Raw genomic sequence first — 13,333 nt, 5'->3', positions numbered from 1 at the left:
GTGTTCCTTGTTGGTGATCGGGTAGCCTTCATTGTTTGAGACGACTTCCAGGTCGCTGATCTGGATTTCGTAGCCGAAGTGAGACCGGGCGTCTTCATGGATGGTCCCGGTGAGGTAGAAGCTTGCTTCCTGTCGCAGGCCCTTGGCTGCTTCAAAAACTTCATCACTGACATCGTTCTTGCGGACAACGCCTTGGAAGAAGGCCGTGCCGTCTCTTAATTGCAGGAAGACGATCTTCCCGCTGGACCGCTTGTCGGTCAGCCAGACGTGCATTCTGACTTCTTCATCTACGTGCTTGCTTGATTCTCTGATTGAAATCAATTCTGTCATGTTTATCTCTTTACCTCGGTATTTTATTGTCTATCTTGCTCTTATATTCTTCCTGTTTTTGCTTAACTAGCTTTCTTACAGAAGCTGGATCTTGGCTGCCTGGCACTTTTCTACGATCTCGTCAGGCCAGATGCTGGCTTGGACTTCACCGATGTGGGCCTTGCCCAAAAGCAGCATGCAAAGTCTTGACTGGCCGATCCCGCCGCCGATGGAGTAAGGGAGGTCACCCTTTAAGAGGGCTTGGTGGAAAGGCAGGTCTAACCGGTCTTCAGCACCGGCAAGCTTCAGCTGCTCTTGCAAGCGGTCTTCATCGACCCGGATGCCCATGCTGGAGACTTCAAAGGCCCGCTGGAGGGGTTCGTACCAGAAGAGGAGGTCACCGTTCAAAGTCCAGTCATCGTAGTCTGGTGCCCGGAGGTCATGCGGTTTCTTGGAAAGCGGGAGCGCGCCGCCGATGTGTTCCAAGAAGACTGCGCCCTTTTCCTGGCAGATCTTGTCTTCGCGTTCGCTTGGGGTCAGGGATGGCCAGCAGGCTTCCAGTTCTTCACTGGTTGCGAAGCTGATTTCTTCTGGCAGGTGGTAAGCGGCTTGCGGGTAGAGGGCACGGACGTGGTATTCCATCCCCTTGATGGTTTCAAAGATCCGCTGGACAGTTTGGCGGAGGGTTGCTTCCGTCCGTTCGCTCTTGTCGATGACCTTTTCCCAATCCCATTGGTCAACGTAAACGGAGTGGAGGTTGTCTAAAACTTCTTCGTCTTTTCTGATGGCGTTCATGTTGGTGAAGAGGCCTTCACCGTGGCCGAAGCCGTAGTGCTTGAGAGCCCAGCGCTTCCACTTGGCCAGGGAGTGGACGATTTGCAATTCGCCTTCATCCCCGTCGTGCAGGATAAAGGAAACCGGCTTTTCCCAGCCAGAGAGGTTGTCGTTTAAGCCGGAAGACTTCTTAACAAATATAGGAGCAGAAATTCTTTCCAGATTCATCGCGGTCCCGAATTCAGTCTGGAAGGTTTCCCGGATGTAGCGGATTGCCTTTTCCGTTTCGCGGATAGTTATTTTCGGATCGTAATCACTTGGAATAACTAATTTAGCCATATCTCTTGCCTCTGCTAAAAATCTAATACTTGTCAAAAGGGCATAAAAAGAGCCTCTCATCCCCAAAAACTACAGGGACGAAAGGCTTCTTTCCGCGGTACCACCCACCTTGTTCTAAACGAACCACTTCGAGCACCAACATGCTCTAGCAGGGTAACGTCCTGCAGGCGGCACGGCTTACTGTGACTTCAGCCGGCGATCTGGAAAAAGTGTTATTCAGAAAGCCAGGGTCTGTTGCCTTTTCACCCGCTGGCAACTCTCTGCGAGATTGTGCTTTCCTACTCGTCTTTCTCATCTTTTGACTTATTTGATTAAGTAAAATTCTAATACGGATTTAATTTTTGTCAAGATCAAAGGCGAAAAAATTATTTTTTAAAGATCAAGCCCTTCTTCTTGAGCAGGTAGACAGCGGCTGCGATGGCGCAGAAGGCGATTAACACGATCAAGCTAAGGCCTTCAAATTCCTGGACCACTTGCTGGTAGGCATTGCCGGCAAAGCGGCCGGCGTAGATCAAGACCGTGTTCCAGATTGCCGTGCCCAGGATGGTGTAGAAGCTGAACCGGGCTAAAGAGAAGCGACTCATCCCGGCTGGCAGGGAGATTAAGCTGCGGACGACTGGAATAAAGCGGCCAAAGAAGGTGGCTGCCCGGCCGTGGCTGTTAAAGTAGTTTTCCGTCTTGGTGATTTTCTCCGGGGAGAGGCCGAAGCGGCGGCCGACCTTGCTGGCGGCGAAGCGGGAAAGGCGGTCTTGGTCAAAGAAGGTGCCGACCCAATAGAGAGTTACCGCGCCAATGAAGGCACCGATCGTGGAGGCGATGATGGCTCCCGGGACAGACAGGTTGGCTGACAGGGTCAGGAAACCGGTAAAGGTCAGGATCAGTTCGGAAGGGATTGGGGGAAAAATATTTTCAGCTGCAATCAGCAAGGCAACGGCGACATAGCCATAGTTTTGAATCAGCTGCGTGATTGTCTCGTTCATGACCTGTATTACCTCTAATCTATTTAAGTTTGTGACTGTTTAGTACAAGGGAGCTTGTCTTGCTTGTACCTTTCGCCTATTTAGGATAACAGAATAAAGAGCGGAAAAGGGGGCTCCGCCAAGGATTTTAAGAGATAATTTGGAATTACTTTACAAGCATTTAACTTTATTTTTTAAAGCACTAAGCTAAATGAAGTGGTTTTTGGCTATAGCGAAGTTGAAATAAGCAAAAAAAGACTGAAAATATTTTTTATGTACATTTTTAGGAAAGAGTCTGTTATAATCGTTTCAACGCATTAAGGAAATGCTTGATGGAAACAAAGAGAAGATGCTTACAAGCTTTTTTCTCGAGCCAGAGGCGAATCTTGATGCCGGAAAAATTGAATATCATTCGTACTATACTAAGTCATTAAATTTATTCAAGGAGAGGTAAATATGACTAACGTAACTATCGAACAAGCAGTTAAGGGCTATCTTGTATTCTCAGCTAAGGAAGGCAAGCTTTTCCGTGAAGGCCGCAGCTACTTGGCAGGCAAGACCTACCACAACCGCTACCTGGCTATCTACGAAAAGCTGGAAGACGCTGTTGTCAACGCCAGCCAATACCCAAGTGAAGAAGGCATCACCATTTACGAAGTAAGTGGCTGGGGCCAGGTAACTGACTTTGGCAAGTGCAAGGTCACTGAATGGCTGAAGCTGGACCAAATCGTAGCTAAGAAGGAATGGGTTGCTCTCTTGGGCAAGCAAACTAACTCAAACTACGCAAGTCTGCGGATCCTGGCAGCTAAGCTGAGCGAAGACGCAGCTGTCCTGAAGAAGCTGGCCCAAGACAAGAACCAGCAAGTTCGCAGCGCTGTAGCTGAGAATGCTAACACTCCAGCCTTGGTTTTAGCTAAGCTGGGCGTGACTGCTGGAGTTAACGCGATGGCTATCTAACTGACAATTTTAAAAAGAATAAAACGAGGCGCGTTCTCTGGATTGACAGAGGCGTGTTTTTTGTATTCAAGGAGAAGAGCATGCTGAAATTTGACCAGGCAAGAGCGGAAGATTTAGACAGGATCGTGGAAATTGAAAGAGCTGGTTTCAATGAGGCAGAAGCGGGCAGTCCTGCTCAGTATAAAGAGAGAATTCAGAAGTTTACCGGGAGCTTTTTGGTCGCCAGAAATTTGGAAGAAAAGATCGTGGGCTTTATTACCGGGCCAGTCGTTAACAGCAAGTATGACTACATCGAGGACTGGATGTATGAAAAAGAGACAGAAAGTCTGGCGGGCCCTGGCGGCAACCAAATGGTCTTGACCATCGCGGTTCATCCGGATTACCGGGGGCAGGGGATCGGCAGCCAGCTTTTAGATAGATTCGCTGAGACCGCTAAGGAAATGAAGCGGGGGCGGATCGCCTTGACCTGTCTGGAAGACCGGGTGCCATTTTACGAAAAGAATGGCTACGTCAACCATGGGCAAGCTTAGTCAGAGCATGCCGGGGAAATCTGGTACAACATGATCAAAATGATAGAAGACTAGAGAGCGGTCAGCAGGTGCTGGCTGCTTTTTCTTTTGCTTTATAAGTGAAGCATTTTAATGTAAATCTAACTTAAAAAGCTATAGCTAAAATTTGTCAATATTCTTTTCTTAAATGAAAAAGCTGATAGAACTATGTTTAAATAGGGACTGTGTTATTATAATCAAAAAGGTAACACTATACCACGACTTTAGCGAATCAACTTTAAGTTAGTATTTTGTGGATTTTTAACTTCATAGCACGTTATTTTCTCGCGTATTGCTGAAATAATGTGCTTTTTGTTTTTTGGCGTTCATAAATTACTTTTCCACTGTTTGATTTAAAATTCTGCTAAAAAATACTTAACTTTAATTTAAACTATGGTATGATTATGAAATGTTAGTGAGCTAAAGCTGTGTGATGAAAGGCTTGCTAATAAAAATATTTATTTGTCTAAAGGAGTTACGGAAACAGATGCAGAAGAAAAAATCCGCACGCAATTTGAACAAAGTGGCTGAACTAGCAGCAGCACTGCTCCTATCAGCAAGTCCACTGGCGGGAACTTTCCAGTCAGCCGCTTTTGTCCAAGCTGCCAGTCAAGAAACGGTTAGTCCACGGTCGGCTAGCCGGGTAGCATTGACTAAGTACTTGCAGCAAGAGCAGCGCTATAACGCTAAGGAGAGCTACAGCAAGTTCCAAGAGGCTGCTAAAGAGCAAAGACAGGCTTCTGGCCAAGCTGTCAGCAAGAAGAATGAGTCCTCGGTCCGGGTGATTGTCAGTCTGAACAAGTCAGCGGCATTTGATCACACCAGTAAGCCGACTGGATCAGCTGCCTCAGTGAAAAAGATTGAGCAGGCAAGTGACCAAGTCAAGGATGGTCAAGAAAAGGTTATCAAGCAGGTAGAAGAAATCACCGGCAACAAGGTCCGCCGGCAGTTCGGCTACTTGGTCAATGCTTTTTCAATCGATATGGATTTAGACGATATCGACAAGGTTAAGGATCTGCCCCAGGTTAAGAACGTTACGCCTGTCAAGGTTTACCACCCAACCGATGAGAGTGCTGATCAAATGGCCCAAGTGCAGGACGTTTGGCAAGAACAAAAGCTCAAGGGTGAAGGTATGGTCATTTCGATCATTGATACCGGGATCGACTCCAGCCACCAGGACTTGAAGTTGGACAGTGGCGTCAGCACCGCGTTGAGTAAGAGTGAGGTTGAAAGCGACAAGAGTAAGCTAGGTCATGGGAATTATTACACGGAGAAGGTTCCTTACGGCTATAACTACGCTGATAAGAACGACCAAATCGTGGACAATGGGTCTGGCGAAATGCACGGCCAGCACGTGGCCGGGATTGCCGGGGCCAATGGCCAAGTCAAAGGTGTTGCTCCTGATGCCCAGCTTTTGGCAATGAAGGTCTTCTCCAACAATACCAAGAATTCTGGAGCCTATGATGACGACATCATTTCCGCGATCGAAGATTCAGTTAAGCTGGGGGCCAACGTTATCAACATGAGTTTGGGCTCAGTTTCATCAGATGTCGATCCAAGTGATCCACAGCAACAAGCCGTAGCAAAGGCATCAGAGGCTGGCGTTATCAATGTTATCTCCGCCGGCAACTCCGGGGTCGCAGGGTCGACCGGAGATGGCAATCCAGTCAACAATACCGGGACAAGTGAACTCAGTACTGTTGGCGCGCCAGGGGTTACACCGGATGCTCTGACGGTTGCCTCTGCTGAAAACAGCAAAGTGACCACCGACACGGTTAAAGACGAACTCGGTGGGGTCACCTTTAGCGCAAATTCCGAATTGAAGGGTGCTGCACAAGTAACAACCCAGCTGGAAAGCAACTATTCCGTTTTAACCAAGAAGCTTAAGCTTGTTGACATGGGCTTGGGCGGTGCAGATGACTATACTGCTGAAAAGAAGGCTGAGGTTAAGGGACAACTTGCAGTTGTTAAACGGGGATCTTATACCTTCTCAGAGAAAGTTGCCAATGCCAAGGCAGCTGGCGCGGCAGGGATCGTCATTTACAATAACAATAATGACGGCTTACTTTCAATGGCACTGGACGACAAGACTTTCCCAACCTTGGGGATGAGTATGGCTGATGGGGAAGTTCTGGCTCAAGCAGCAAAAGATGGTAAGAGCATCAAGCTGAAATTCGGTACTGCTTTAATCGATAACTCGAGCGCGGGAAAGATGAGCGAATTTACCAGCTGGGGGCCAACGCCGGAACTCGACTTCAAGCCAGAAATTACTGCTCCGGGCGGGAAGATCTACTCGCTGGCCAACGACAACAAGTACCAGCAAATGAGTGGGACTTCAATGGCTTCACCATTTGTCGCAGGTTCAGAAGCATTAATTTTGCAAGGTATCAAGAAACAAGGTTTGAACTTGTCCGGGGAAGAATTAGTACAATTTGCTAAGAATTCAGCCATGAACACTTCGCACCCCTTCTATGACACTGAGCATACCAAGGAAATTATTTCTCCCCGCCGGCAAGGGAGTGGCGAAATCTACGACACAAAGATTGTTAAGGGACAGCTGACGACGGAGACGCCAAAGGTAACTGTCCAGCCTGGCGAAAGCGTGGATGTAAGCTTTACCTTGACCCTGCCATACAGTTTCCAGCGGCAAAATTTTGTTGAAGGCTATGTTGGCTTTGAAGCAGAAGACCAGGCAACACCAAACCTGGTTCTTCCATACATGGGCTTTTTCGGCAGCTACAGTCAAGCGAGTGTCAGCGCACCAATGCTTTATGAAGGTGGCAATTCAAATCTAATCAACACAATTCAGTCCCTGGTTGGCGTCATGGCTTCTAACAACAATGATATTCTCGGTCACACTGGCTATGAGGGTGATGATTACAGCAAGTATACTGATCCTGATCTGATCGCGATTTCACCAAATGGTGATGGTAGCCGGGACTACGCATATCCTGTTCTCTTCTTTGACCGGAACTACAAAGAATACACGGAAATGATTACTGATGCTCAAGGAAACAAAGTTAAGAGCTTGGGCGTTGGCAAAGAGGGAACTAAAGATTACTACAGTTCTTCAAGCGGCAAGTGGACAACCCACTCACTGGACAAGTGGGATGGCACTGACGCTGACGGACAAGTCGTCAAGGATGGGCAATACATCTACAAGGTTGAATTTACCCCAGCAACTGGCGGCAACAAGCAGGAATTGAACATCCCTGTCAAGGTTGATACCCAAGCGCCAGAAGTGAGTGACTTGCAGGTTACCAAAGATGGCAAGCTCCGTTTGAAGGCTAAGGATTCCGGCAGCGGTCTTGACATGACAATGTTTGTTGCGGCAGTAAACGGTGAAAAGCAGAAGCTGGCGCTGGCTCCAGTTAAGGGAGAAAGTGATGTTTACGAGTCAACGACTGCCTTGACTGGACTTAAGGACGGCAAGAACCAAGTAGAAACTGTTTTGGCTGACTATGCCGGCAATGTTGGCTATGCTGCAACTTTCTCCAGTCAAAATAACGATGCTGATAACAAGCTTCTTCTCTTTAACTTAGCTGACGGTCAAAAGATCACTAGTCAAAGCCCGGCTTACGATCAAGAGAAAGAAACTTACACTGTAACTGGTACTTACAAGAAGAATGCCAAGCTTAAGTTTAATGATGTCGAGGCAGAAAGCGATGAAGATGGCTACTTTGAAGTTAAGCTGCCAGTCAAGGATGGACAAAACCAGCTTTTGATCAAGGATGGGGACCAAACCCTTGAAGCAGTCAACTTCACTGTTAAGGCTGAAGGACCGAAAGTCAGCGTTGACGAAGAAAGCTCAGGCCGCATTTTGGCTAAGGATGATTCCTATACTTTATCCGGGACGGTATCTGGTCTTGGCGAAAGCGGCAAACTGGAACTGACAAACTTGTCTGACAAGAGTAAGACTAAGTTAACGGTTGACCAGGACGGCAAGTTCTCACAAAAGGTTGACTTGAACTACGGTGACAATCCTTTTGAACTGACGGCAACTGATGCGGATGGCAATGTTACAAAGAAGGACGTAACGATTTTCACCGCTAGAAGTTACACTTACACCAAGGATATGCTGACTTTTGACAATATCGCCAGCAATCTAACGGTTATTGGCAAGACGACGCCGGGTTACGATGAGAAGGACCACAGCTTCACAGTAACGGGTAAACTCGCGTACCCAGTCGCCCGCTTCCAGTTAAACGGGGATGACGTTAAGTACGACCCAGATACTTTGAAGTTCAGCTACACGATCAAAGACTTAAAGAACGGCAACCATTCATTGACTGCTCTGGTGCAAGATCCACGGCTTAATGACGGCAAGCCAGTCGTCGAATGGGGCTACAAGCTCTGGGTTGACTTAGCAGCGCCAAGCCTGCAATTGGAAGGGATGTCCTTAGGTGAGGATGGCCAGTTGGCTGTCTACACCAACAAGGATGTTTACGATCTTAAGGCAACGATCAATGACAACTTGAGCGGATACAGCCTGCAAGTTGGCAGCGATACAGCCTACCAAGACAAGACTTACGAGGTGTTTAACGAAGACTTCTTTAAGAATAGGGATGCAGTCAAGGTCAGCTACCCGATCAAGGCTGAGAAAGACGGATCCCGGAAGGTCAAGGTCACTTTGACTGATGAAAGTGACAACAAGACTGAACAAGACTTTACCCTGTACAACCACCAGGCAGATCTTGAGGCACCGGAGGTTTCCGCTTCAGAAAGCAAGAAGACCAACCAAGCTGTTCAGCTGAAGGTTGAAAATCTGTCCGATGTACAAAAGTCTGCTGGCAAGTTTAAGGCGGCTGATCTCTACTACTCAGTTGACGGCAAGACTTGGACCAAGCTGGACAAGGAGACTGTACAGGTAGCCGAAAACGGAAAGGTTGAGTTCAAGTACCAAGACGTTTACGGCAATGAGTCAAAGGTTACGACTTATGAAGTCAAGAATATCGTCAAGGAAGTCGCTGCCCAGCCGGAATTGAAGCTGACTCCGGATGGAGAAGGCAAGGTCAAGGCTGAGCTTGCTTTTGACAAGAAGGATGTTGACAAGGACTTCAACCACATCAAGTACAGCCTTGATGGTGGCAAGACCTGGACTGACTACAAGGATGCCTTTACGCTGACTCACAACGGAACTGTGGAATTCAAGAGCTATGACAACGCTGGCAATGAGAGCCAAGTCTACACCAGCGTGGTCAAGGTAGAACGGAAGCTGCCCGCTCCAGATTTGACTGGCACGGTTGAAACTGATAAGAGTGTTGAGGTTAAGGCTGGCAACGTTGAACAGGCTGAAAAGGATGCTGACGGAAAAGTAACTTTGCTTTACTCAACTGATGGCAAGGATTGGTCAAAGGTTGACGGCGAAGTTAAGCTGACTGACAGCGACCGGGCTATGTTCAAGTACCGCGACGGGGACGACAACGAATCTGCTGTTGTCGTTTACGAAGTCAAGAAGGTTGTTGAAGAAAAGACTGCCGAGTCTAAGCCGGAAAACAAGGACGATAGCAAGTCAGACAGTAACACTGACACTAAGAGCGATACTAAGTCAGACAGCAAGAGTGATTCCAAGTCTGATAACAAGGCAGAAACCAAGAGTGATGTGAAGACTGACAGCAAGACTGACACTAAGAGCGACTCCAAGTCAGACAACAAGAGCAACACTAAGAGTGATGTCAAATCGGACGGCAATGGCGAAGCTAAGTCCGATAACAAGTCATCTGCCAAGGATGATGTGAAGACTGACAGCAAGACGACTTCAAAGAGTAGCGCGAAGAAGACTAGTGCTAAGAAGAACAAGAAGGCAAGCAAGAAGACAGTTAAGAAGACTAAGACTTACAAGAAGGTCAAGTTGACTAAGCTGACAAAAGTCTACAATAAGAAGGGCAAGGTAGTTGGCAAGCTTAAGAAGACTAGCGTCAAGCTATTAAGCAAGAAGCAAAAGCTTCATGGCAAGTACTACTACCGGGTTGGCAAGAACAGATATATTCTGGCAAGCAGCCTGCCGAAAAAGACTAAGAAGGTTAAGCAAGTTCGCGCAAGGAAGAATGCCAAGGTCTATAACAAGAAAGGGAAGGTAGTTGGCCATCTGAAAAAGAAGCAGAAGGTTAAGCTCTTAAGCAAGAAACAGAAGCTTCATGGCAAGTACTACTACCGAATTGGCAAGAACAGATATGTTAAGGCAAATGTGCTGTAATTAGAGGGAGACAGGTTCCGAAAGGAACCTGTTTTTCTCGTTATAAGCAAGGAGAGAGAATGGGTTGTTAGCTTGATGATATAATTATTTTGAAATCTGGAGATAAAGCGAGGAGCCTACTATGTTGCACGTAAAAGTTTTAAGTTCATTCTACATACCTCAACTGGATGAGACTTTGCTTTCTTTACAAGGGCTAGAGAACTTAAGTATTTATGACGGTAAATTTTCCAAAATGTGAAGATGCTTACCTTGTAGATAAAATAGATAGCGAAAAAAGATAATTGATTATTGAGGTAACAAAAATGGCAGAAAAGCAATATGACTTTATACATGTGCCAAAGCGGCAGGGCAATTCCATCAAGTGGGGCGGCTTAAAGGAAAAAGAGCTACCGATGTGGATTGCTGAGATGGACTTTAGGATCGCGCCGGAAATTATGACCAGCATGGAAGAAAAGCTCAAAGTAGCTGCCTTTGGCTATGAAAGCGTGCCAGCTGAATACTACAAAGCTGTAGCTGACTGGGAAGAAATTGAGCACCGCGCCCGGCCTAAAGAAGACTGGTGCGTATTTGCCTCAGGCGTCGTGCTAGCGATTTCTACCATGGTCCGGCAGTTCACCAGCCCTGGCGACCAAATTTTGGTCCAGGAGCCCGTCTACAACATGTTCTACTCTGTCATTGAGGGCAATGGCCGCCGGGTAATTTCCAGCGACTTGATCTATGAAAATAGCAAGTACTCGGTCAACTGGGCTGATTTGGAAGAAAAATTAGCGACTCCGTCTGTCCGGATGATGGTCTTCTGCAACCCTCACAACCCAATCGGTTACGCCTGGAGCGAGGAAGAAGTCAAGCGGATCGCGGAACTTTGCGCCAAGCACCAGGTCCTCTTGATCTCTGACGAAATTCACGGAGACCTAGTTTTGACGGATGAAGACATTACCCCTGCATTTACGGTAGATTGGGATGCCAAAAACTGGGTAGTTTCTTTGATCTCACCAAGCAAGACCTTCAACTTGGCGGCGTTGCACGCGGCTTGCGCGATTATCCCTAACCCGGATTTGCGTGCCCGGGCTGAGGAGAGTTTTTTCCTGGCCGGTATCGGGGAACCAAACTTGTTGGCTATCCCGGCAGCTATTGCCGCTTATGAAGAAGGCCATAACTGGCTCCGTGAACTCAAGCAAGTGTTGCGGGACAACTTTGCTTATGCCCGGGAATTTTTGGCAAAAGAAGTGCCGGTGGTGAAGGTACTTGACTCGAACGCCAGCTACCTGGCCTGGGTCAACATCAGCGCTCTTGGAATGAACGCGGAGGACTTCTGCAAGTACCTGAGGGAGAAGACGGGCTTGATCATCTCTGCGGGGAACGGCTACCGGGGCAATGGACATGAATTTGTCCGGATTAACCTGGCCTGCCCGAAAGAATTGGTAATTGACGGGATGCAAAGGCTAAAGCAGGGAGTACTTAATCTAAATAACTAAATGGCAAAATTCCAAAATGCCAGTAGAACGGGGATTGAATGGCAAGGCCTGTAGCTTGCGAGACAAACTGTGTTGAACGTATAATAATAGGCAAAATAATGGTTATTGAATGAGGGTAGAAAAATGACTTATAGTGTTTTTAAGGTTGTGAATTGGTTGCGGGTAAAAAACAACGCCGAGTCGATGATTAAAAGCAACTTTCGGACACGCAAGTCTAATGCCTCAAGAATCAGAAGGACGTATAAGACATATTTTGCGTTTAATTTTTCTTTTCTCACAAGATACAAACGATACAATCTTAATAAAAACAACAATAGTATCGATAGGAATGTCCAGGCGAAGTTGTTGGAGAAAATAGAGAAGCTCTCTATTGAAGAAATATCGGTTGTCTTGGGGTAGGCGAAAGAACAAAGTCTCGAACAACTCCCTGATAATGTGGTTTCTTTAAGCATTAACCCATTTTTTCAAGCTTCGGACGTTTAGAAGAATGTGGTGACGTCTACTGGGTATTTCAGCTAAATGACAAGGGTCGAGTAATTGGTAAAATCAACCGTAACATTTTCTATATTTTGGCAATCGACACAAAGTTCAATTTATATAAGCACTAGCTCCTAGGCTCTGGATGATAAAATATCGTTCGGAGTCTTATTTTTATCCTAGCAAGCGATATAACTAAATCACTCTGTAATTATCTATTGCGCCAAAGCTATCCAATTAGTATCCTTTAATTAGCTTTATGAAAAGAATTGAGGATGGAATATGCTTTATCAGCAAATCGAGCAAAACAAGCGCAATACCTGGATCGTGCTGGGTGGCTTTACGGCCTTGCTTTTAGCTATTGCTGGCATGTTGCCAGTTTATTTGACCTTCTGGGCCGGCATTATCTTTTTAGCCGCGGGAATCATTTACATGGTCTATATCTACTTTTATTCGACCAGACACTTGATGCGGATCACCCATGCGGTGGAAATCAACCAAGAGAACGTCCCTCAACTTTACGAAATGGTGGAGGAGATGAGCCTGGCCGCTGGCATCCCCATGCCGAAAGTCTACGCCATTCCAAGCAATATCCCCAACGCCTTCGCGACCGGCCGTGACCCGGAGCATGCCAGCCTGGCGGTTACTTCCGGCCTTGTAAAAATCATGAACCATGATGAACTCTTAGGCGTGATCGGCCACGAGATATCTCACATCCGTAACTATGACTTGCGGGTAACGACGATTACCTCAGCTCTATCCAGTTTTATCTACCTGGCTGCCGTTTACCTGCTGGCTCTTGGCTGGACCTTGTTTAAGATGGATGGCGGGGTTATCACCAAGTGCATTTGCTGGTTCTTTGGCTCGATTGCCTTAGCAGTTGGCGCTGGCCTGTTCATCGTGGCTTTGCCAATCGCCAAATTGCTCAACTTGTCTATGTCCCGGCAGCGGGAATACCTGGCGGACATTGGTTCAGTCGACCTGACCAGAAATCCGCAGTGCATTGTCGGTGCATTGAAAAAGCTGGAAGCTATTGAGCAGCAATATCAGCAGCAAAAGGAGAACCCCATGGTTTCAGCTTTAGCTTTTAACAACTTCCAAGTCAAGCACTGGTGGACCAACTTGATCTCTGACCACCCGACTTTAGACCGGCGGATCGACCGCTTGGAACATACGGCAGATTTGCCTAAATAAACAAAAGGATGTAACCCAGTAGAGCTTGATATGACCCCCGAAATTAGGACACTAATTTCGGGGGTTATTTTCATGACTAAATACACTAAAGAAATCAAACTTGCT

The 13,333-nt window shown here is 46.9% G+C and carries 8 protein-coding genes; 5 read left to right on the top strand and 3 right to left on the bottom strand.

Translation table 11 applies throughout. From position 1 onward, the window contains the following. The 3 genes from FD23_RS06315 to FD23_RS06305 form a co-directional block, all read right to left on the bottom strand. The coding region (locus FD23_RS06315) for an OB-fold nucleic acid binding domain-containing protein (RefSeq protein WP_236743903.1) at positions 1-330 on the bottom strand (330 nt) is incomplete at its 3' end. 75 nt (positions 331-405) lie between these two features. Beyond that, positions 406-1,422: an aspartate--ammonia ligase gene (asnA, locus tag FD23_RS06310; protein WP_025896033.1), complete on the bottom strand. Its 1,017-nt coding sequence runs from the start codon at positions 1,420-1,422 to the stop codon at positions 406-408. A gap of 365 nt (positions 1,423-1,787) precedes the next feature. Beyond that, a complete protein-coding gene (locus FD23_RS06305) occupies positions 1,788-2,402 on the bottom strand; it encodes a DedA family protein (protein ID WP_003614232.1) in 615 nt (204 codons plus the stop codon). A 435-nt stretch (positions 2,403-2,837) separates the two neighbouring features. Here FD23_RS06305 and FD23_RS06300 point away from each other — a divergent pair, with 435 nt between their 5' ends. From FD23_RS06300 to FD23_RS06275, 5 genes are all read left to right on the top strand, one after another. Continuing rightward, positions 2,838-3,338, top strand: a complete 501-nt coding sequence (locus FD23_RS06300) for a hypothetical protein (protein ID WP_025896031.1) — start codon at positions 2,838-2,840, stop codon at positions 3,336-3,338. An 80-nt stretch (positions 3,339-3,418) separates the two neighbouring features. Continuing rightward, a complete protein-coding gene (locus FD23_RS06295) occupies positions 3,419-3,868 on the top strand; it encodes a GNAT family N-acetyltransferase (RefSeq protein ID WP_044880545.1) in 450 nt (149 codons plus the stop codon). A gap of 505 nt (positions 3,869-4,373) precedes the next feature. After that, complete coding sequence (locus FD23_RS06290; RefSeq protein ID WP_052933674.1) at positions 4,374-10,082, top strand: S8 family serine peptidase; 5,709 nt, start codon at positions 4,374-4,376, stop codon at positions 10,080-10,082. A 302-nt stretch (positions 10,083-10,384) separates the two neighbouring features. Beyond that, positions 10,385-11,557, top strand: coding sequence for a MalY/PatB family protein (locus FD23_RS06285; protein ID WP_052933673.1), 1,173 nt, complete (start codon positions 10,385-10,387; stop codon positions 11,555-11,557). A gap of 759 nt (positions 11,558-12,316) precedes the next feature. Continuing rightward, positions 12,317-13,228, top strand: coding sequence for a M48 family metalloprotease (locus FD23_RS06275; RefSeq protein ID WP_025896030.1), 912 nt, complete (start codon positions 12,317-12,319; stop codon positions 13,226-13,228). Positions 13,229-13,333: the final 105 nt, after the last annotated feature.

The sequence above is a fragment of the Lactobacillus delbrueckii subsp. delbrueckii DSM 20074 = JCM 1012 genome, assembly GCF_001433875.1.
Taxonomy (GTDB): domain Bacteria; phylum Bacillota; class Bacilli; order Lactobacillales; family Lactobacillaceae; genus Lactobacillus; species Lactobacillus delbrueckii.
Note: the sequence above shows the minus strand (reverse complement) of the source record. Positions and strands in the feature narration are given on the sequence as shown.

Excerpts from the sequence above, each read along its gene's own strand:
- FD23_RS06305 (WP_003614232.1), bottom strand. The coding sequence starts at position 2,402 with ATGAACGAGACAATCACGCAGCTGATTCAAAACTATGGCTATGTCGCC.
- asnA (WP_025896033.1), bottom strand. The coding sequence starts at position 1,422 with ATGGCTAAATTAGTTATTCCAAGTGATTACGATCCGAAAATAACTATC.
- FD23_RS06295 (WP_044880545.1), top strand. The coding sequence starts at position 3,419 with ATGCTGAAATTTGACCAGGCAAGAGCGGAAGATTTAGACAGGATCGTG.
- FD23_RS06300 (WP_025896031.1), top strand. The coding sequence starts at position 2,838 with ATGACTAACGTAACTATCGAACAAGCAGTTAAGGGCTATCTTGTATTC.
- FD23_RS06285 (WP_052933673.1), top strand. The coding sequence starts at position 10,385 with ATGGCAGAAAAGCAATATGACTTTATACATGTGCCAAAGCGGCAGGGC.
- FD23_RS06290 (WP_052933674.1), top strand. The coding sequence starts at position 4,374 with ATGCAGAAGAAAAAATCCGCACGCAATTTGAACAAAGTGGCTGAACTA.
- FD23_RS06275 (WP_025896030.1), top strand. The coding sequence starts at position 12,317 with ATGCTTTATCAGCAAATCGAGCAAAACAAGCGCAATACCTGGATCGTG.